This window comes from Crossiella cryophila, assembly GCF_014204915.1.
GTDB classification, from domain to species: Bacteria; Actinomycetota; Actinomycetes; order Mycobacteriales; family Pseudonocardiaceae; genus Crossiella; species Crossiella cryophila.
In genome coordinates this window covers 444,919-464,574 of record NZ_JACHMH010000001.1, presented here as the reverse complement: position 1 = coordinate 464,574, position 19,656 = coordinate 444,919, and the positions used below count along the sequence as shown (strand labels likewise).

Sequence of the window (19,656 nt, the reverse complement as noted above, 5' to 3'; positions counted from 1 at the left end):
AGTGAGGGCTCGTTGAGCCTGCGCGTCGCGATCGACTTCGGGACGTCCAGCACCTGTGTCGCGGTGTCCGTCGACGGGCGGGAACCGCAGCTCGTGGTGGTGGACGGCGCCGACTCGGTGATGCCGTCCGCGGTGTACGCCGCCGCGGACGGCACCCTGTTCGTCGGTCACGAGGCCGAACGGCAGGCCGCGGTCGACCCCTCGCGCTACGAGCCGAACCCCAAGCGCCGGATCGACGAGGGCGAGCTGCTGCTGGGCAGCGCGGTGCTGCCGGTGCTGGACGTGGTGCGCGCGGTGCTGGCCAGGGCGGTCGCCGAGGCCAGGCGACTGGCCGGCGGGGCCCCGGTGGACCTGCTGGTGCTCACCCACCCCGCGGACTGGGGCGCCATCCGCACCAGGGTGCTGCGCCAGGCGGGCAACCGGCTGGCCAACGAGCTGGTGCTGGTGCCGGAGCCGGTGGCCGCCGCGGTGTTCCACTCGGCAGGCCACGTGCTCTCCGACGGGGCGGCGCTGGCAGTGCTCGACCTGGGCGGCGGCACGGTGGACGCCAGCGTGGTGCGCAGGCAGGGCGAGTCCTTCCAGGTGCTGGCCACCAGGGGCGATCCCGGTTTCGGCGGCGCGGACATCGACCAGCTGCTGCTCGAACACGTCGGCGTGCTGGTCCGCGCGGTCGACCCGGACGGCTGGCGCTCGCTGGTCGAGGGCAGGGAACTGGCCGACCGGCGGCGCAGGCGGGTGCTGCGCCAGGACGTGCGCGGCGCCAAGGAGACGCTGTCCCGGCACGCCTACACCGACGTGCCGCTGCCGCCCCCGTTCCCGGACGCGCACGTCACCAGGGCCGACCTGGAACGCCTGATCCACACCCCGCTGGCCAGGGCCGCCGAACTGGTCCAGGCCACCGTGCAGTCGGCGGGCCTGACCGCGGCCCAGCTCAGCGCGGTCTTCCTGGTCGGCGGCTCCAGCCGGATCCCACTGGTGGCCCGCCTGGTGCACGAAGCCACCGGAATAGTCCCCACGACCCTGGACCAGCCGGAGACCGTGGTCGCCCGCGGCGCCCTGCGCGCCGTGGCCGTCGACCCACACCGCACCGCCAACCTCCCACCCCAGCCACCCCCACGCCTGCCCCCACCGCCGCACTACTCCCCACCCCAGCCGCCACCCCCCGCCCCGGCCAAGGCGTCCAAGGCACCCTGGCTGATCGGCGCCGCGGTGGTCGCGGCTGTCGCCGCGGTGGCCATCACGGTCGCCCTGACCACCACCGGCAACCCCCAGGCGAGCACCGGCGGCACCCCCACCCCGACCAGCCAGTCGACCACCCCGTCCGACCAGCAGATCGCCCAGTACAGCTACCGGTTCAGCCTGCCGGCGGGCTGGTACCAGGCAGGCGGCGACGGCCCGACCCGCAAGGTCCAGCTCCGCCCGGACGGCGAGACCGCGGGTTCGGACGTGGTGGCGGTGGAGGAACGCGCCCTGACCTACGACAGCAACACGGACCGTAGCCGCGCCCTGCGCGAACTCCGGTCGGAGTACCAGAAGGTCGAGGCCGACGGTTACTCCGGGTTCAACCAGAATCACCGCTTCGCGGGAAAGGACGTCGTTTACTACCGGCGCACCGCCGGTGATGCGACAGTGGACTTCTACGTGGTCTTCCAGGGCAAGGCCCAGGTCACGGTCGGTTGCCAGTCCTCGGGCGGAGGACGGGAACGGGTTCGCGCCGGCTGCGAACAGGTGGTCGCGACCCTGTCGGTCGCAGGTTGAGAGCGGTTCAGAAGGGCAACAGCGTCATGGGGGATCAGGTACCGGTGCACGAGGTCATCGCCCGCTTCCGGGCCGAGGTGAACGCCGCCGTCGACCGGGGCGGCCGTGCCGCCGCCGAGGCCAGGGAACACAGCGACACCTTCCGCGGCCAGACCCGCGACCTGACCGAGCAGATCCGCAAGGGCCAGCTCACCCCAGCCCGCGAGGACCTCACCAAGCCGGGAGCCCGCACCCAGGCCACCGACTTCCGCACCGCCCAGCGCCTCCCGGTCGAAGACCTTCCCGATGGCGAACAATTACTGGCCCCACCCCCAGAACCATCCCCCGAACGGGGAACGCAAAAGCAAACAAAGGGCGCCAACGCCTGGCCATCCCGAATGCAAAACCCCCGCCGCACCGGCGATGACGAGGACTTTTCCCAGGAGCAAATCCTCTACTGACCCCGGGTTCCGCCCCGCGACGTTTACTGTCGCAACGGCTTCCGGAAACCTGACAACGCGATGGAACCGACCATGGCAGTGTCAGCGTCACAACGATGTCCGACAAGAACGACCCAACCAGGGGGTTCCTCAAAATGGCAAGTGGATACGGTCTTGACGCCGAAGGCATGGCCAAGGCGGCAGTCGACGTCGACAAGGTGAACAACGACATCACCTCCGAGCTCCGCTCGCTGCGCAGCGGCCTCGAGCCCCTGATCGGCATCTGGAAGGGCTCCGCCGCCACCTCCTTCGGCAAGCTGATGGAGCAGTGGGGCGCCGAGACCGAGAAGCTGAACCAGGCTCTCGGCGGCATTGCCTCCACCCTGAAGGAGCAGTCCGGCGGCTACATGCTCCAGGAAGAGGAAGCCTCGTCGAACATCTCCAGCATTGCCGCTGGCCTCGACGGCTGACCTCCTGCTCCAGTTCCGCTGTTTCGCACACATTCTTCGTAAGACTTGCCAAAAGGGGATTGAACGTGGAAATCAACATTGACTTCGGCGCCCTCCAGGAGGGTCAGTCCGGCTGCCAGCGTGCCGCGGGCAACCTGCAGACCAAGCTCGACGACCTGAAGTCGGACCTCCAGCCGCTCGTCAACACCTGGACCGGTGGCGCCGCCGAGGCGTACCAGGTCCACCAGAAGGCGTGGGACACCTCCGCGGTCAAGCTGCAGGAGATCCTGGCCAAGATCGGCATCGCGCTGGGCACCGCCACCGAGGCATACCAGCAGAACGAGTCGAAGTCCGCCGGCTCCTGGTGACCAGGCTCTGACCTGACGAACTTCTGGCCCCGAGGCGATTTCGCCTCGGGGCCAAGTCATGTCCGTCAGCCGAGGTGCGTGGTGGTGACCATGGCCTGCGCCTCGACTGCCTCGGGCATGCCCAGCTCGGCGAACAGGCTCGCCGCCGCCTCCAGGTGGGGCAGCGCCTTGGCGACTGCTCCGGTGCCGAGGATCGCCACGCCGAGAGCCTGGTGGGCCCGCGCGGCGCCTGGGCCACTCTTCGTGGACTCGAAGAATTCCAGTGCCTGCCGAGCGTGGACGGTGGCCGCGGCGAATTCCGCGATTCCGCACAACGCATGGGCCAGCTGAACCGATGCCTTCTGCGCCAGGAATCTCAAGTCGCCCCCGTGGCCCCGGCTGCGGGCGATGGTCAGGTAGCGCGCGGCCTGCCGGTACTTTCGTGCTTTCAGGTGGCAGGTGGCGATCTCGATCATCGAATCGAGCTCGCCTTCCAGGTGCTGGATAGTCCTGGCCAGCCTCAGTGCGCGAAATGCCGAGTACAGTGCGTCCCGGTCCCTGGCTGTGTTCCGATAGCTCGCCGCCAGGACGTTGAGTGCCCGGGTGAGCGCCCAGTGGGTACCGGATTCACTCCCGGCCTGGATGGACTCTTCGGCGATACGGACTGCGGCGGAATAGTTTCCGATCTGGAGTTCGAGTTGCGCCTGCGAAGCGAGGACGACGGCTACCTCGTTGACCAGCTCGAACTGCTGGTATATTCGCAGGGCCTGGTCGAGTTCCACCCGTGAGTTCTCATTCATGCCCATCTCTCGATAAGCCCCACCCAGGTTCAGCCTGGCCACGGCTTCGATCCGGAGATTCGGGTTGTCGGTCGCCGAATTGATGGCCATGGCGCTGTGGCACTCCGCGACCATCTCCTCCAGTTCGCCGAGGTACCAGTGGCAGGCGCTCAGGCTGGTCAGTGTCACGGCGTGGCCGAGGGAATTGCCGGTATCAGTGAAGAGCCTGGCGCCTTCGAGGAAAAGATCGAGTGCGGTTCTGATATTTCCCAGTCTGCCATGCGCTGAACCGAGAGTCAGCAGAGCATGGGCCGCGTTGTCCTTCAGGTCGGCGGCAAGGAATATTTTCAGGGCTTTTTCGCCGAGTTTACGGGATTCGTGGAATTCATTGGCGAGAAAGTGGGTGCGTGCCTGGGAGTAGAGCATCGCCGCGGTCTCTGTTGGGCTTCCGTCTGCTTCGGCCGCGGAAAGCCCGGCCTCTGAGACGGCCGTCCGGTCGGCGTGTGAGGATCGATTGAGGAGATGTGGACGCAAGGCGTCGGCAAGCTCCCATGCCTTTCTGGAATGGCCGAACTCCTGCGCCCTGGTTGTCGCCGCGACCAGGTTCGACTGCTCCCTGGCCAGCCAGTTCGCCGCCTCCTCCGGGTTCCGCGGGGTCAGGGCACGCACCCTGTCAGCCGATTGCGGCAGCCGGGAGGTGCCGGGGTTGAGCAGTCTGGTGGCCGCGTCCGTGTTGACCAGGTAGTAGTCGAGAAGCCGCCCGCTGGCGTTGAACTGCGTTTCCGTCGGATCGGTCGAGTTTCGGCGTTCAGTGCTGTACTCGCGCAGGAGGTCGTGGAACTGGTAGCGATCATGATGCTGGTGCAGGATCAGATTCGCGGCGTGCAGGACCTGGAGTAGCCGGGTGGATTCCGTGTTGTCCCGGTCCAGCAGTGTCGCCGCTGCCCGCGCGTCAAAATCGAGTCCTGGAACTAGGCTGAGGAAGCGAAACAACTGCCGGGCATCCGCGTCCAGGGAATCGTAGGAAAGGTCGAAAGCGGTGCGTACGGCGACCTGCTCGTCGCCGATGACCGCGAGGGCGGTCAAGCGGCTGCCCGCGCGGAGAGCGGCCACCGTGTCGTGCAGAGCCGTCGCGGACGGATCGGTCACATTCGCGGCCGCAATGCGCAGGGCGAGTGGCAGGTAACCGCACAGGCCGGTGAGTTCCCGCGTCGAGTCCGGGTTTGACTCGATGGCGGATCGGCCCAGCATTGAGATCAACAGTGACTGGGCCTCCGGATCGGTGAGCACGTCCAGCCGACGGTGTTCGACATCAGTCAGCCCGGCTGGCTCGTTCCGGCTTGTGATCATGACCGCACAGCCGGCCAGCGGCGGCAACAAGTCTCGGACCTGTTCCGCGGACGCGGCGTTGTCCAGTACGACCAGCACTCGCCGTCCGGTCAGGTGTTCGCGAAGGAGCTTGGCAAGCCGGTCCGGCGCGATGGGCGGCATTTCCCTCGGCATGCCGAAGCCGCGGAGGAACTGGGACAGCACCTCAGCCTGGGGGATCGGTGGGCTTGCCGCGAAGCCACGGAGGTTGACGTAGAGCTGGCCATCGGGGAACTCGCCGCGAACCGTGTGGCCGACATTTGTCGCCAGCGCGGTCTTCCCGACTCCCGGTGGGCCGGAAATGACCACCGACGCCGATCGGCGCAGCAGGTCGGCGAGTTCGGCGCGAAGCCTCGTCCGGCCGACGAAGTCGGGAATGGCCGGGGGCAGCTGCGTGGGTACGGCGGCCAACTGGAACGACCTGGCCGCCCGCGGTGCCAGTGACCGGTCCGCGGTGAGCACCTTCTGGTGCAGCTCGCGCAGCCGGGCACCCGGCCCGGCGCCCAGTTCGGCGGTCAGCACCGTGCCCGCCTCGGCAAAAGCCTCCAGTGCCTCCGCCTGCCGGTCGGCGCGATAGAGCGCCAGCATCAGCTGCGCCCAGAACTCCTCGTGCAGTGGGTTCTCCGTGGTCGCCGCGCGCAGGTCGGCCACCAGGTCCCCGCTGTGACCCAGTTCCAGCTCGGCCGCGAACCGCAGTTCCAGCGCCTGGACCCGGTCCGCTGCCAGCCGGACGCCGTAGTCCGCCCGCAACGAGGCCGATGGCACGTCCGCGAACGGCTGGCCCCGCCACAACCCCAGTGCTTCGCCGAGCAGCCGGGATCGGTCCGCCGCATCCGCCGTCTCCGCCGACCGGGTCAGGTCGCGGAAGCGGAACACGTCCACCGACTCCGGTGGGATGTCCGCCAGGTAGCCGCGGCCCGCGGTCTGGATCACCGTTGGGCCGAGGGACTGGCGCAGGCGTCGGATGTAGGTCTGGATCGCGGCTCGGGGTTGGGCCGGGGGGTCGAACTCCCACAGGTGGCCGGTCAGCTCCTCGACCGGGACGACCTCGCCTGCCCGCAGCAGCAGGCAGGCCAGCAGGATCCGGTGTTTGGTCGCGCCGATCGGGCCTGCTGGGGTCAGTAGTGGTCCGAGCACGCCGAATGCGGGTCTCATCAACAGCCCCCCTGTCGAGATGCTGTGATGCTAACCAGGGTCGGCGCCGGTGGCCTGGGGTCAGTCGCCTGCCAGGGCGATCTGGTCGCGGCCGCTGCGTTTGGCCTGGAGGACCGCGGCGTCGGCGCGGCGGACCAGGGACATCAGGTCGTGGCCCTGGTCGGGGGTGTGGACTGCCACACCGATTGAGGCGGCCATCCCAGTGATCACTACCGGCCTCCCGTCGGTAGAGATCACCGGGACGGCCATTTCCCTGATCTTGGCCCGGATCCGGCGCGCTGCCCTTATCGCCCGTTGCCGGTCGCTCGCCGGGAACAAGACCAGGAACTCATCGCCGCCGTGACCGCCGTATCGCGCCGCGATACCGCTGTCGTGGGCGACAGACCGTAAGACCTGCCCAACCGCCTGGAGCACCGAGTCCCCTGCCAGGTGTCCGTGTTCGTCGTTGACGAGTTTGAACCGGTCCAGGTCGACCACCAGCAGGACGCTTTCCCGGTTGCCCGCGTGGTGCAAGGCCGCTGGCGCCTGCTCGGCCCAGCCCCTGCGGTCGAGCAGGCCGGTCAGCGGGTCCGTCGCCCAGTAGCCGTACGGCTGGCCGCAGGCATGGCAGCTGAGGCCGTGGGCTGTGTCAGCAGTGGTTCCTGAGTACATCGCCGGATCGACCCCCACCGAGTTCATCTCGTATGCCGGGCACGTGTTGCGGTCATCAACCTGCTGGACGACGGTTGAGCTTGGTCACTTCCGAAGTCTATGGTTGGTGTACCAGGGTTTCAACTGAGGAAAAAGCCGTCACCCGGATGGCCCTTTCTATCAGTAAAATATTCGAAGTGGTCTAGTGGAGGCCCCATGGCTGAGCGGGCAGGTCAGAGCCTGGCCGGCAAGCTGAACCACCTCTTCGCCGTGTCGGCGCCGAGGGCGGGGCAGGAGTACAGCAACGAGCACGTGGCAGCTGCCATCACGGCCAGTGGTGTGACGATCTCGCAGAGTTACATCTGGCAGCTGCGCAAGGGAAACAAGGACAATCCGACCTTCAAACATCTGCAAGCTCTGGCAGGTTTCTTCGGAGTTCCTGTCAGCTACTTCTTTGATGACGAGGTTACGGATAGGGTCGATCGCCAGTTGGCCGATCTGAAGGAAGAGCGGCACAGGCTTCGCCAGCTCGCGGGCAGCAGTGAGGCGCAGCTCATGGCCATGCGTGCTGGAGAACTTTCTCCACAGGGACGCCGACAGGTCATGGACCTGCTCGACGTCGTCTACCGGCTCGAACAGGCCGAGCGGGGCGAGAACGCGGGCGGGTGAAAGGGGCGGTCCCGTGCGGGAACGCGATCTACGACGTCGGTGCCGGCGGTTGCTCAACGAACTGGACATCCGGCCACCGCTGGACGTCACCGAGCTGTGCCGTCGCGTGGGTGAGCGGCGCGGCAAACCGATCCGGCTGGTGGCGCACCCGATCCCGGTGCCGGGGCCCTTCGGGGTGTGGATCGCCACCGAGACGGCCGACTACATCCTGTACCAGGAACGCACCACCAAATCCCACCAGAACCACATCATCCTGCACGAACTCGGCCACCTGCTGGCCGGTCACCGCAGTGGTGAGGGGCATGACGACCCGATGCTGACCGCGCTCTACCCGGACATCGAGCCGGACGCGGTGCGCAGGGCGTTGCGCCGCACCAGCTACGACGACTCGCAGGAACTCGAGGCGGAGACCGTCGCGACGATCATCCTGGAATGGGCATCGGTGCTGGACCGGGTCGCGCCCGGGGACTCGGCCGACGTACCGACCAAGCGGATCGAGAACGCGCTCGGCGACCGGCTGGGCTGGTTGTGAACCCGACCACCATCGTCATGACCGTGCTCCAGGGCGTGCTGCTCTACGGCGCCCTGTTCTGGAAGCTCTACCAGTTCAGCCGGGCCCCGCACGACCGCTCACTGCGGATCGTGACGGTCTGCCTGGTGGCCGCCGGGTTCGCCTACCCGCTTGGCCTGCTCGCCGGCAGCACCGCGGAACCGACCATCGCGGTCATCTTCTACAGCTGGGCGCAGTACAGCCTGCTGATGACGGTGATCTACACCCTGGTGCTGTTCTTCATGTTCACCGCGCTGGACCCGGCGCGGGCCAGGGTGCGGGCCTGGTGGCAGGCGCTGCCGTTGCTGGTCTGCCTGGCCGGGCTGGCCGCGGTCACCTTCTCCGCGCCCGCCGACCCTGGGCCCGGCGGCTACTCGATCGCCACCGTGGCCGGCTTCTACCTCTTCGCCGACGCCTACCTGGCCTACGGCGTGGCCGTGGCGCTGCGCTGGACCCGGCGCTACGCCCGCGGCGCCACCGGCAGGCTGCGCACCGGGTTGCTGATCACCTCGATCGGCGAGGTGCTGCTGATCGCCGCTGCGGGCGGCACCTGCCTGACCGTCGCGCTGATGTGGGCCGGCGTGCCGATGCCGGACTGGACCCGCACGCTGTCCACCTTCATCCTCTTCCCCGGCATCCTGATGTTCATCATCGGCGTGAGCTACCCGGGTGTGCTGATGCGGCTGGCCGCCTTCCGGGTGTGGTGGCAGCACCTTCGCGTCTACCACCAGCTCCGGCCGCTGTGGACCACCCTGCACCGGGCCTTCCCGCAGGACTCGCTGACCCGCGGCCCGGTCCGGCCGGTCCGGGACGCGCTGAGCCTGCGCGGGGTGCACCGCCGCTACTACCGGCGGGTCATCGAGTGCCGGGACGGGCTGGTGCGGATCAGCCCCTACCTCGCGCACGTGCGCGCCGAGTCCGAGGCGCTCTCGCTGGCCGAGGCGCTGCGGGCCGGGCTGCGCGCGCACGCCGAGGGCACCGAGGTGGCCCCGCAGGCGATGTCGCTGGCGCTGCCGGCCGGGGACGGGCTGGACGACGACGTGCGCGAGCTGCTCGCGCTGTCCACCGAGCTGCGCCGGGCCCCGGCCACCGTCTGAACCAGCGGTGAACGGCCGGTGACGCTGCTCACCGGCCGGAGCGCCCCCACCCGTCAGGATCATCTCCGGCGTCATCTACACTGGTCGGGCCCGGTCACACCTGTGCAGTCCGGATCACGACGCCCGTTAGCGGCCGTTTTGACCCTACGCAGGGCCAGCGGGTAACCTGATCCGCTGTTGTGCGGTATACGGTGCGACTAGGGTCCGCCGCGCGTTTTCGAGTTGGTCCTCCAGCTGAAACGCATCACCGCAGTGACATCCCGTGATGTGAGGACGACGAGGTAGACCCGTGCGCACGTACAGCCCGAAGCCCGGCGAGGTGAAGCGCACCTGGCACGTCATTGACGCCCAGGACCTGGTGCTCGGCCGGCTCGCCACCCACGCCGCGACTCTGCTGCGCGGCAAGCACAAGCCCATTTTCGCTCCGCACATCGACACCGGCGACTTCGTCATCGTGATCAACGCGGACAAGGTGGCCCTCACCGGCCAGAAGCGCGACCAGGAGTTCGTGTACCGCCACAGCGGTTACCCGGGCGGCCTGCGCAAGCGCTCGTTCGGCGAGATGATCGACAAGCACCCCACCAAGCTGGTCGAGAAGACCATCAAGGGCATGCTGCCGAAGAACAAGCTCGGCAACGCGATGGGTAAGAAGCTCAAGGTCTACGCAGGCCCGGAGCACCCGCACGCGGCCCAGCAGCCGCAGCCGTTTGAGATCAAGAAGGTCGCCCAGTGACCGCGGCCGACGAGAACTTCGAGGAAGCCAGCGTGAGCACTGAAGAGACCGCAGCCGTCGAGGAATTCGACGCTGCCGCCGAGGTCGTCGAGGACGCTGTCGCGCCCGAGGTCGAGGAGTCCGCGGAGGAGGTCGCCGCCGAGGTGACCGAGTCCGACGAGGCTGCCGCCGAGGCGAGCGACACCGAGTCCGACGAGGACGCCGCGCCGGTCCGCACGATCCCCGTGCTGTCCAAGCCGGTCCAGACCGTCGGCCGTCGCAAGGAAGCCGTGGTCCGGGTCCGCCTGGTGCCGGGCAGCGGCAAGTTCCTCCTCAACGGCAAGACCCTTGAGGACTACTTCCCGAACAAGGTGCACCAGCAGCTCATCAAGGAGCCGTTGGTGACCCTGGAGAAGGTCGAGGCCTTCGACATCTTCGGGAACCTGCGTGGCGGTGGCCCCTCCGGTCAGGCAGGCGCGCTGCGCCTGGCGATCGCCCGCGCCCTGATCGAGGTCGACAGCGAGGACCGTCCCCCGCTGAAGAAGGCCGGCTTCCTGACTCGTGACCCTCGGGTCAAGGAGCGCAAGAAGTACGGTCTGAAGAAGGCCCGTAAGGCGCCTCAGTACAGCAAGCGCTGATTTTTCAGCCGCAAGGCAACCAGCGGGAGCAGCCATCCGTATACGGAGAGCTGCTCCCGCTTTTTTGTCATCCGCCGCCCCCAGTTCCCGGAGGACCCCTCGTCATGGCTCGACTGTTCGGCACCGACGGCGTTCGCGGACTCGCCAACGCTGACCTGACCCCGGAGCTAGCGCTCTCCATCGCCGCCGCCGCGGCGCAGGTCCTGGCCGAACACGACCGCTCCCACCGCCCGATCGCGGTGGTCGGCCGTGACCCGCGCGCCAGCGGCGAGATGCTGGAGGCCGCGGTCACCGCCGGCCTGGCCGCGGCTGGCGCGGACGTGCTGCGGGTCGGCGTGCTGCCCACCCCCGCGGTGGCCTTCCTGATCGCCGAGCTGGGCGCGGACCTGGGCGTGATGATCTCCGCCTCGCACAACGCGATGCCGGACAACGGGATCAAGCTGTTCGCCGCGGGCGGGCTGAAGCTGCCGGACACCGTCGAGGACGAGATCGAGGCCAAGCTCGCCGACACCACGGCGGGTCGGCCCACCGGCGCCGGGGTCGGCCGGGTGCGGGACATCGCCGACGCCGGTCAGCGGTACGTGGACCACCTGCTGCTGGCCACCGGTCAGCCGCTGGAGGGCATCAAGGTCGTGGTGGACTGCGCCAACGGCGCCGCGGCCGCGGTCGCCCCGGACGCCTACCGCCGGGCCGGGGCCGAGGTCATCGCGGTGCACGCGGACCCGGACGGCCTCAACATCAACGAGAACTGCGGCTCCACCCACATCGACGGCCTCGGCAAGATCGTGCTGGAGCACGGCGCCGACCTGGGCATCGCGCACGACGGCGACGCCGACCGCTGCCTGGCCGTGGACGCCGACGGCAACATCGTCGACGGCGACCAGATCCTGGCCGTGCTGGCGCTGGCCATGAAGGACGCGGGCGAGCTGGCCGAGGACACCCTGGTCGCCACCGTGATGAGCAACCTGGGCCTGCACCTGGCCATGCGCGAGCACGGCGTCAACCTGCGCACCACCGCGGTCGGCGACCGGTACGTGCTGGAGGAGCTGCGTGCCAACGGCTACACCCTGGGCGGCGAGCAGTCCGGCCACGTGGTGCTGCCGGGGCACGCCACCACCGGCGACGGCCTGCTCACCGCGCTGCGCCTGATGGCCCGGATGGCGCTGACCGGCAAGTCCCTCGCTGACCTGGCCGGTGTGATGCGCCGCCTGCCGCAGGTGCTGATCAACGTCAAGGTCACCGACAAGGCCGCGGTCGCCACCGCGCCCTCGGTGGCCGAGGCGGTGGCCGCGGTCGAGGCCGAGCTGGCCGGCAACGGCCGGGTGCTGCTGCGCCCGTCCGGCACCGAGCAGCTGGTCCGGGTGATGGTGGAGGCGCCGAGTCAGGACGCCGCCCAGGATGCGGCGCAGCGGCTGGCCGGGGTGGTTTCCGCGGTGCGCTGAGTGGTGCACCGCTAGGGTCGCTGGCATGAGTATCGGCGTGCCGGTGTTGCTGTTGCTGGTGATCCTGTTGCTGGTCGGCACGATCGTGCTGGTCATCGTGCTGTCCGCGAGCGCCAAGAAGAAGCGTGCGGCCCAGGGCTACCCGCAGCAGTGGGGGCAGCCTGGCCCCGGGCCGCAGCAGCAGTGGGGTCAGCCCGGTCCGCAGCAGGGCTGGGGTCAGCAGCCGCCGCCACCCGGGCAGTACCCGCCCCAGCAGTACCCGCAGCAGGGGCCCGGTCCGTACTGACGCCGCACGGCGCTGACGGGGGCCGGGTACATTTCTCTCCCGGACGTGGAAAGACCCTGGGGGCCGTGAGATGAGTGTTGAGGACAGGCTGGCCGCCGCGCTGCGGCAGCAGTACGAGGCCACCCGGGAGAACGAGCTGCTCCGGGACATGCGCGAGTCGCAGGTGGCCAAGGCGACCGCCTCGGCCAAGGAGGAGCTGGACCAGCAGGGCAAGGTCACCGACCGGGTCACCGCGCACATCACCGAGCTGGCCAAGCGGCAGCGCCAGGGCGGTGGCTGGGCCACCAAGTCGGTGATGGACCGCGGGGACGGTCAGTTCCGCTTCGGCGGTGAGGACGAGGAGGAGGGCTACCGGCCCCCGCCCGCCTACTCCGCGCCCGCACCGCCGCCGCCTCCGCCCCCGCCGCCGGTGGCGCCCCCGCCGGTGACCAGGCGGGCACCCGCCCGGCGGCCCGCGGACGACGATGACGACTACGAACAGCAGTCCTGGCTGAGCTGACTCAGGGCGGGCTGGTTCAGGGCAGCCGGAGCAGGGCCGCGACCACCGTGTGGTCCTGGTCGACCGAGACCACCACGGCCGGGCCGCCGATCCCGGTGGTGAGCACGCCGATCAGCTGGAACAGGCCGGCCGCCGCGCCGGTGTCGCCGAGCAGTCCGGCCGGGTCGACCACGGTGGCCGCGCCGAGCAGGCCGGACAGCTCGACCGGCGCGCTGACCAGGCCGACCTCGCCGGGTTCGATCCGGTGCCGGGCCAGCAGCCCGCGCACGCAGTCGGCGACCGCCTCCTGGACCGGGTCCCCGGCCACCAGCCGGGAGCCGAAGCCGAGCACCTCGGCCAGCACCGGCCGCGGGCCCGGCGGTTCCAGCAGCAGCACCCCGGCGCCCTCACCGAGTGGGCCTGCCTGCACCGGGTACTGGCCTTCCAGCCACTCGCGTTCCGGGGTCAGCTCCTCGGTGCCGCCGACCAGGGCCCGCGCGCACTGGCCGCCGCCGATCAGCCTGCTCGCGTAGCGCAGTGCGCTGAGCACCGCGGCCCGGCCACCGGCCACGGTCGCGTTCGGGCCGCGCAGCCCGTGCCGGATGGCGCAGATCGAGGCCGGGCCGTTCATCAGCGCGAACGGCACCAGCGAGGGTTCGATGAAGTAGGGCCTGCGCCGGGTCAGCGAACCGCGCACCACGTTGGCCTGGGTGCCGGCGCTGCCACTGGTGGTGCCCAGCACCAGCGCGGTGTCCGGATCGGCCAGGCCGGGGTGGGCGGCGAGCAGTTCGCCCACGGTGAGCACGGCCAGCGCGGCGGCCCGGTCCATCGAGGCGGTGCCCTTGAGCCCGAGTAACGCCTGGATGTCCACCTCCGGCACGGCGAATCCCCCTGGCGCCCGGCCGGTGCGGAGACCGGCCAGCAGTGCCGGGGTGGCCAGGCCGTAGGCCGAGGCGGCGGCGTGCGCGGTGAGCGCGAGGCCGCTCACGAGGCGGCCCCGAGCAGCACGATCGCGTTGTTGCCGCCGAAGGCCAGGCCGTTGCTCTGCACCACGCGCAGCCGGGCGGGCACCGCGGTGTTGGGCACGCAGTCGATCGGGCAGTCCGGATCGGTGACCCGGTGGTTGATCGTCGGCGGGATGAAGCCCTCGGTGATGGCCAGCGCGCAGGCGGCCACCGACAGCGCGGTGGCCGCGCCCATGGTGTGTCCGAGCATCGACTTGAGCGAGATCGTGCGCGGCGGGCGCGCGCCGAAGACCTCGCGGATGGCGGCGGTCTCGGTGACGTCGTTGGCCTTGGTGCCGGTGCCGTGCGCGGAGATCAGGTCGACCTGTGCCGGCGCGATCCCGGCGTTGGCCAGCGCGCGGGTCATGCCGAGCGCGATGCCGGTGCGTTCCGGCGCGACCTGGTGGTAGGCGTCGCAGCTCAGGCCGTAGCCGAGCAGTTCGGCGTGGATCCGCGCGCCCCTGGCCACCGCGGTCTCCCAGGGTTCCAGCAGCAGCACCGCGGCGCCCTCGCCGGTCAGGATGCCCTGGCGGTCGGCGTCGAAGGGGCGGCACACGTCGGGGGAGATGGTGCCGAGGCGGTAGAAGCTGGTGAAGGTGAGCCGGCACATCGCGTCCGCGCCGCCGCACAGCGCGAAGTCCGCCTCGCCCGAGCGGATCGCGTCGAAGCCGTTGCCGATCGCGTAGTTGCCCGCCGAGCAGGCCGTGCCCAGGGTGCACAGCTCGACCTCGCGCAGGCCGAGTTCGGTGGCGATGTCCAGGCCCAGCCGGGCGGCCGGCACCTGCGCCGCCAGCAGCGGGTCCCGGTGCCCGTGCTCGTCCGCCAGATCCGCGGCCACCAGCCGTTCCAGGGTGGGCGCGCCGCCGTCGGTGGTGCCCATCGAGATCAGCCCGTGCCCGGCGCGCAGCCGGTCGAGGTCGGCTTCGGCGTCACGGACGGCCATGGTCGCGGCGGCCGCGGCGAACTGCCCGGCCCGGCCCAGCGCGGCCGGATCCGCCACCCGCAGCCAGTCCGCCGGATCGAAACCGGTGACCTCGCAGCCCATCGTGCGGTCGAAGCCGGTGGTGTCGAAGGCGGTGATCGGCCTGGCCCCGCTACAGCCCGCGCGCAGGCCGTCCCGGAAGGCCCCGGCGCCGATCCCGATGCTGGAGACCACGCCGATCCCGGTGATCGCGACCCGCCGCCCGGTCACGCCTGGCGCGCCCTGGCCAGCACGTCCAGCACCGACCGCAGATCGACCAGGTGCGCCAGCTCGGACTCGTCCACCTCGATGTCGTACTCGATCTCCAGATTGGCCAGCAGCTCGATCAGCATCATCGAGTCCGCGCCCAGCTCGGCCAGGAACGAGGTGTCCGGCCCGACCCGCTCCGGCTCGACCCCGAGCACCCTGCTGATCACCGCGCGGATGCGTTCGACCTGGTCCTCCACGGGGTGTGCCGCCTTCCTCCGATGCGCCGACGTCGGGGCCCATTCAACTACGCCCCGCGCCTTCCCGCGGTAGGGTGCCCGCGCTGACGTCAACAGGGGTGGGGATGAGATGCCGAGGACAACGCAGGTGCTGGCCAGGGTGCTGCCCACCGACGTGTCGGACGTGCTGCTGATGGTGACCACGGCCGCCGCGCTGGGCGCGCTGGTGATCTCCATCCTGGTGCTGGCCAAGCTCGGCAAGACCGGTCGCGTCGGTCAGCCTCCCGTGTCCTTCGGCCCGCCGCCGGGGCCACCCGGACCGGTGGGACAGCCCTTCCCGCCGCAGCCGCAGGCCCACCCCGGCCAGCAGCCCCCACCCGGATGGGGTCAGCCGCAGGGCTGAGTCGACCCGGGGCTCCCTACCCGGAGTACTCGCCCGGTCGGCGGAACCGGCGAACCGTGTGTGCCGGGCAGGCCGGTATGCCACAGTGAGCGTTGGCCCGAGGCGGGCCAGGCGCCGCGTGCGGTGTGCGCGCGCAAACCGTTGACCGCGGCCGGGAACGGCGGGCGGAGCGGCGACGTCTGCGTTGTGAACACTCCAATGGGGAGGAAGGGACCGTGGCAGGTTACGGATCTGATCCGGCGACGATGAACAGGGTCGCCGGCTCCATCGCAGACGGCGCGACCAAGACCAGTGACGGGGTCAAGGACTTCGTGGCCAGCCAGGCCAATCCCGCTGACTTCGGCACCAAGCACCAGGAGAAGGGCGGCCCGTACCGCGACGGCGTGCAGAAGCTGGCCGACGGGGTCAAGGGCATGGTCGAGTCGATGACCGCCTTCTCCAACAAGGTCAAGCAGTCGGCGGGCACCTACCGCGGTTCCGAGTCGAGCAATGCCAGCACCGTGCGTAACTCCGGGGGCAAGTGATGGCCAAGGCCGACTGGAACGAAGTCAAGGCGATCCTGGACAACCCCAACGTCAATCCGGACACCAAGCGCGAGATTCTCGACGAATACCTCGACACGCGCGATGACGACCGGATCGACGACGAGCACAAGAAGTACATCAAGGAATACTCGCCGGGAAACGAACTCGACGATGAGGACGAGAGCGAGTTCGACGGCGACGATGACGACGAGGACGAGGAACAGGAACTCGACGAGGCCGTAGCCAAGGGCAAGCAGGAAGCCTCGGACGCGGACAACAAAGAGGGCAGCGACAAGAAGGCCACCGACGCCAACAACCAGGCGAAGGACAAGATCGGCAAGGCCCAGCCGCCCGCGCTCGGCGGGGTCGGCACCAAGAACTCCAACGAGCTGTTCGACGGTGCGGTCAGCAACCTGGAGATGTTCAAGCGCTATCTGCCAGCCTGGAACATGCGCGGCGTCAAGCACGTCGACTTCCAGTCCGGGATCCAGCTCCGGTGGGAAGAGCAGAAGGGCATCGACTTCCAGAAGTTCCTCACCGAGGCCGATGAGTTCACCAAGGCCAAGGCCGCGGTCGACCAGTACGTGGACGATGTCGACGGCCAGCTGATCGGCCTCTACGGCGCCTGGGACGGCAAGGCCGCCAGCGCCTCCAGCCAGCACTACAGCAGCGCGGTGCGCCCGCAGCTCGACCAGCTGGTCAAGCAGCTCGGCGGCGCGGGCGAGACGCTGTCCAAGGCGGTCGGCGAGATCTACCGGGCGTGCAAGCTCAAGTGCGAGGAACTGACCAACTCCTTCTCGCTGAACATCGGTGGCGCGCCGCCGGAGATGGCCAAGAAGATCGTCACCATCGCGATGCAGGGCCTCACCGGCGACGACGACGCGCAGCGCAACCAGATCAAGGAGGTGGCGAGCTGGCTGGACCGTACGACCGGCAGCGCCACCTCGCGCGCGCTGGACGACGACGACTGCGGTGACCTCGAAGAGTCCACCAAGACGATGGTGCGCGACACCTGCAAGAAGTGGGCCGACGGTCCCTTCGACAAGGAGTTCGGCGGCAGGCTCACCCAGTTCGAGAACTCCTGCAACGCCGCGCTGACCACGGTCAACGCCCAGTGGGACTCGGTCAACAACTTCCTCAAGGGCTACACGCCGAACTTCCCCAAGGACGGCACCGGCGGTGGTGGTGACACCGGCGGCAACGGCGGTGGCGGCACCGGCACCGGTGGTGGCGGCGGGGGCGGCACGGGCTCCGGCGGCGGTGGCGGGGGCGGCATGCCCAAGCCGCCGTCCATGCCGGAGCTGCCCAAGTCCGAGCTGCCGGGCGGGCCGCAGGATCCGTCCAAGCTGCTCGACCAGACCGACCCGTCCAAGGTGCCGGTGCCCAACGACCAGCAGACCGTCACCATCGACGACGGCAGCGGGCGCAAGATCCAGGTGACCGAGCCGACCGATGACGGCAAGGTCAAACTGATGATCACCGGGCCGGACGGCAAGCCGAAGCCCTACGAGATCGACTTCCAGCTGCCGGGTGAGAAGCCCGGTCAGCCGGGGATGCCCGGACAGCCCGGCGGACCCGGTCAGCAGGGTGGCCAGCCCGGCGTGCCGCACGAGCGGCTGGACGTCTCCGGCAAGCCCGGCGGTGAGCAGCCGACCCAGATCAAGCCGGGGCCGGACGGCACCGCCTCCTTCCGGGACGGCAACTCGCTGATCACCACCCAGCTGGTGCCGGGGTCGACCGACCAGATGAAGGTCACCATCGACAACATGGACGGCAAGCCGCCGACCACGTACACGGTGAACTTCGAGGACGAGGCGCCCAAGGGCGGACCGGGCCAGACCGGCCCTGGCGGCCAGGGTGGCGCCGGTGGTCCCGGTGGTCCCGGTGGCCAGGGCGGCATGCCGCGGCCGATGCCGTTGATCGGTGGCGAGCCCGGCGACATCCGCCAGGGCGGGCCGATGCGGGCCGAGCCGATGCCGTTCCAGCAGCAGGGGCCGTACCAGACCGAACCCGCCTTCGGGCGGATGGAACCGGGGCAGCACTTGCCGCCGGGGCAGCACATGCAGCCGGAACCGGCCTTCGGGCGCGGTGGCGAGCCGATGATGCCGCAGGGCGCCCAGGGTGGTCCGCCGCCGGGCTGGCAGGGTGGCCCGCCGCAGGGGCCGCCGCCCGGTTGGCAGCCGCCGCCCCCGCCTGGCTGGCAGGGCGGTCCGCCGCCAGGGTTCCCGCCGCAGGGGCCGCCGATGGGTCCGCCGCCGGGGATGCCGCACTGGCAGCCCGAGCCGATGCCGATGCAGCACGGCGGTCCGCCGCCGCCTCCGCCGCCCGGCTGGCAGCCGCCGCCCCCGCCACACATGCCGCCGCCGCCGCAGTTCGGCCACGAGCAGGGCTGGCAGGGTGGGCCGCCGCAGGGCAGCCCGCCGCCGCCTCCGCCGGGGTGGCAGCCGCCGCCCCCGCCGCCGCCGAACTGGGGTGGGCCGCAGCCCGGCTTCGCCGGCGGGCCGTTCCCGCCGCAGGGCTTCATCGACGGCACCGGGACGGCCTCGGCCGCCTCGGGCAGCTACGACATGGGACACACCACGACCTCGGCAGGCGGCAACCCGTCCGCGGGCAGTGCCTTCGGCAGTGGGCCGGACCAGCCCTCCGCCGGTGGCGCGGGCCTGTCGGACACCAACAGCCCGCAGGCCACCGGTTCCGGTGGCGCCGGGCTGGCCTCGGTGCCCGACGGCGGCGCGTGGAACCAGCAGCAGATGGGCGGTCAGCCCCCGGCAGGCGCGCCGATGGGTGGCGGCATGCCGATGGGCGGTGGCGCGGGCGCCGGTGGCGGCCAGGGCGGCGACCAGGAGCGGCAGGCCAGCAACTGGCGCACGCAGGGCCAGTACTTCTCCATCGACGAGGACGGCAAGCGGAAGTGGGTCAACCCCGTGCTCGGGGATGACGGGTTCCGCGACCGGTGACCGGACCGGTGCCGCAGTGGGGTCAGGCGCCGGGCGGTTACCCGCCGCCCGGCCTCGCCCCGGCTCAGCGGAAACCCTCGCTGGTCGCGGTGGTGATCGCGTTCGTCTGGGTGCTGGTCAGCGCCGGGGTCGAGGTCGGCTTCGGGCTCAGCGCGGCCGGCGGCAGCCGTCAGGGCGGGTTCCACCTCGGCGTCGGCCAGGTGAAGAACGACATCCTGGGCTACTACGCGATCCCCGGCGCGATGCTGCTCACCGTGGTGCTGGCGGTGCTGACCCTGTTCCGGCAGAACTGGGCCAGGTTCGTGCTGCTCGGGCCGTGCCTGGTCTTCGCGGGCGTGCACCTGTGGCGGCTGATCGAGCTGCTGCCGCGCGGGCTGGACGTGCTGGAGCTGGTGACCCGGATCTGGTTCGTGGCGTTCTGGCTGATCGGGCTGCTGCTGTACCTGCTGCCGCCGGTGAACCGGGCGCTGGGCAGGCCGCGGCCGACGGGCTTCCCTCCGCAGCAGTTCGGCGGGCAGCCGGGCTGGGGCGCGCCGCCGCAGCAGCCCCCTGGCGGAAACCCCGGCTGGCCGCCGCCGCGCTGA

The 19,656-nt window shown here is 70.2% G+C and carries 21 protein-coding genes; 16 read left to right on the top strand and 5 right to left on the bottom strand.

The window, feature by feature from the left end; translation table 11 throughout:
* The first annotated feature begins 12 nt into the window (after window positions 1-12).
* The 4 genes from HNR67_RS02125 (at window position 13) to HNR67_RS02110 (ending at window position 2,994) form a co-directional block, all read left to right on the top strand.
* Window positions 13-1,758, top strand: a complete 1,746-nt coding sequence (locus tag HNR67_RS02125; RefSeq protein WP_185000373.1) for a type VII secretion-associated protein — start codon at window positions 13-15, stop codon at window positions 1,756-1,758.
* A 44-nt stretch (window positions 1,759-1,802) separates the two neighbouring features.
* On the top strand, window positions 1,803-2,198 hold the full coding sequence (locus HNR67_RS02120) for a hypothetical protein (RefSeq protein ID WP_185000371.1): 396 nt from the start codon (window positions 1,803-1,805) through the stop codon (window positions 2,196-2,198).
* Between the two features lie 95 nt (window positions 2,199-2,293).
* Entirely contained in the window at window positions 2,294-2,647 is a 354-nt protein-coding gene (locus tag HNR67_RS02115; protein WP_185000369.1) for a WXG100 family type VII secretion target, read from the top strand.
* A 65-nt stretch (window positions 2,648-2,712) separates the two neighbouring features.
* Entirely contained in the window at window positions 2,713-2,994 is a 282-nt protein-coding gene (locus HNR67_RS02110; RefSeq protein WP_185000367.1) for a WXG100 family type VII secretion target, read from the top strand.
* 65 nt (window positions 2,995-3,059) lie between these two features.
* On the opposite strand, the gene HNR67_RS02105 is transcribed toward HNR67_RS02110, so the two are convergent.
* Both HNR67_RS02105 and HNR67_RS02100 read right to left on the bottom strand, forming a co-directional pair.
* Entirely contained in the window at window positions 3,060-6,275 is a 3,216-nt protein-coding gene (locus tag HNR67_RS02105; RefSeq protein ID WP_185000366.1) for an AfsR/SARP family transcriptional regulator, read from the bottom strand.
* Window positions 6,276-6,335: 60 nt separating this feature from the next.
* Window positions 6,336-6,953 carry a GGDEF domain-containing protein gene (locus HNR67_RS02100; protein WP_185000365.1) on the bottom strand — a complete coding sequence of 206 codons (618 nt, stop codon included), beginning with the start codon at window positions 6,951-6,953 and terminating at the stop codon, window positions 6,336-6,338.
* Window positions 6,954-7,121: 168 nt separating this feature from the next.
* Between HNR67_RS02100 and HNR67_RS02095 the strand changes: the two genes are divergently transcribed.
* From HNR67_RS02095 to HNR67_RS02060, 8 genes are all read left to right on the top strand, one after another.
* On the top strand, window positions 7,122-7,574 hold the full coding sequence (locus tag HNR67_RS02095) for a helix-turn-helix domain-containing protein (protein ID WP_185000364.1): 453 nt from the start codon (window positions 7,122-7,124) through the stop codon (window positions 7,572-7,574).
* A gap of 13 nt (window positions 7,575-7,587) precedes the next feature.
* Window positions 7,588-8,106, top strand: a complete 519-nt coding sequence (locus HNR67_RS02090) for a hypothetical protein (protein WP_185000362.1) — start codon at window positions 7,588-7,590, stop codon at window positions 8,104-8,106.
* A gap of 17 nt (window positions 8,107-8,123) precedes the next feature.
* Window positions 8,124-9,221 (top strand): MAB_1171c family putative transporter, encoded by a 1,098-nt coding sequence (locus HNR67_RS02085; protein WP_185000360.1) that lies wholly within the window; start codon window positions 8,124-8,126, stop codon window positions 9,219-9,221.
* A gap of 289 nt (window positions 9,222-9,510) precedes the next feature.
* Entirely contained in the window at window positions 9,511-9,954 is a 444-nt protein-coding gene (rplM, locus tag HNR67_RS02080) for a 50S ribosomal protein L13 (protein WP_185000358.1), read from the top strand.
* Window positions 9,955-10,097: 143 nt separating this feature from the next.
* The gene (rpsI, locus tag HNR67_RS46090; protein ID WP_185009980.1) at window positions 10,098-10,571 is read left to right on the top strand and encodes a 30S ribosomal protein S9; all 474 of its coding nucleotides are present in this window, start codon (window positions 10,098-10,100) and stop codon (window positions 10,569-10,571) included.
* 104 nt (window positions 10,572-10,675) lie between these two features.
* Window positions 10,676-12,013 (top strand): phosphoglucosamine mutase, encoded by a 1,338-nt coding sequence (glmM, locus tag HNR67_RS02070; RefSeq protein ID WP_185000355.1) that lies wholly within the window; start codon window positions 10,676-10,678, stop codon window positions 12,011-12,013.
* Between the two features lie 25 nt (window positions 12,014-12,038).
* The gene (locus HNR67_RS02065) at window positions 12,039-12,299 is read left to right on the top strand and encodes a hypothetical protein (RefSeq protein ID WP_185000353.1); all 261 of its coding nucleotides are present in this window, start codon (window positions 12,039-12,041) and stop codon (window positions 12,297-12,299) included.
* A 70-nt stretch (window positions 12,300-12,369) separates the two neighbouring features.
* Complete coding sequence (locus HNR67_RS02060; protein WP_185000351.1) at window positions 12,370-12,798, top strand: hypothetical protein; 429 nt, start codon at window positions 12,370-12,372, stop codon at window positions 12,796-12,798.
* 16 nt (window positions 12,799-12,814) lie between these two features.
* Here HNR67_RS02060 and HNR67_RS02055 read toward each other — a convergent pair whose 3' ends face one another.
* From HNR67_RS02055 to HNR67_RS46085, 3 genes are read right to left on the bottom strand one after another with little or no spacing between them, the layout of a single operon-like run.
* Window positions 12,815-13,765, bottom strand: a complete 951-nt coding sequence (locus HNR67_RS02055) for a beta-ketoacyl synthase N-terminal-like domain-containing protein (protein WP_185000349.1) — start codon at window positions 13,763-13,765, stop codon at window positions 12,815-12,817.
* On the bottom strand, window positions 13,762-14,973 hold the full coding sequence (locus HNR67_RS02050; RefSeq protein ID WP_312986228.1) for a beta-ketoacyl-[acyl-carrier-protein] synthase family protein: 1,212 nt from the start codon (window positions 14,971-14,973) through the stop codon (window positions 13,762-13,764). The genes HNR67_RS02055 and HNR67_RS02050 overlap by 4 nt, the downstream gene beginning before the upstream one ends.
* Complete coding sequence (locus HNR67_RS46085) at window positions 14,970-15,209, bottom strand: acyl carrier protein (RefSeq protein WP_312986227.1); 240 nt, start codon at window positions 15,207-15,209, stop codon at window positions 14,970-14,972. The genes HNR67_RS02050 and HNR67_RS46085 overlap by 4 nt, the downstream gene beginning before the upstream one ends.
* Before the next feature lie 109 nt (window positions 15,210-15,318).
* On the opposite strand from HNR67_RS46085, the gene HNR67_RS02045 reads away from it, so the two are divergent.
* The 4 genes from HNR67_RS02045 to HNR67_RS02030 all read left to right on the top strand — a co-directional run bounded on the left by HNR67_RS02045 (window position 15,319) and on the right by HNR67_RS02030 (window position 19,656).
* Entirely contained in the window at window positions 15,319-15,591 is a 273-nt protein-coding gene (locus HNR67_RS02045) for a hypothetical protein (protein ID WP_185000345.1), read from the top strand.
* Window positions 15,592-15,836: 245 nt separating this feature from the next.
* Window positions 15,837-16,115 carry a hypothetical protein gene (locus HNR67_RS02040; protein WP_185000343.1) on the top strand — a complete coding sequence of 93 codons (279 nt, stop codon included), beginning with the start codon at window positions 15,837-15,839 and terminating at the stop codon, window positions 16,113-16,115.
* Window positions 16,115-19,072 (top strand): WXG100 family type VII secretion target, encoded by a 2,958-nt coding sequence (locus HNR67_RS02035; RefSeq protein WP_185000341.1) that lies wholly within the window; start codon window positions 16,115-16,117, stop codon window positions 19,070-19,072. The genes HNR67_RS02040 and HNR67_RS02035 overlap by 1 nt, the downstream gene beginning before the upstream one ends.
* The gene (locus HNR67_RS02030) at window positions 19,069-19,656 is read left to right on the top strand and encodes a hypothetical protein (protein WP_185011796.1); all 588 of its coding nucleotides are present in this window, start codon (window positions 19,069-19,071) and stop codon (window positions 19,654-19,656) included. The genes HNR67_RS02035 and HNR67_RS02030 overlap by 4 nt, the downstream gene beginning before the upstream one ends.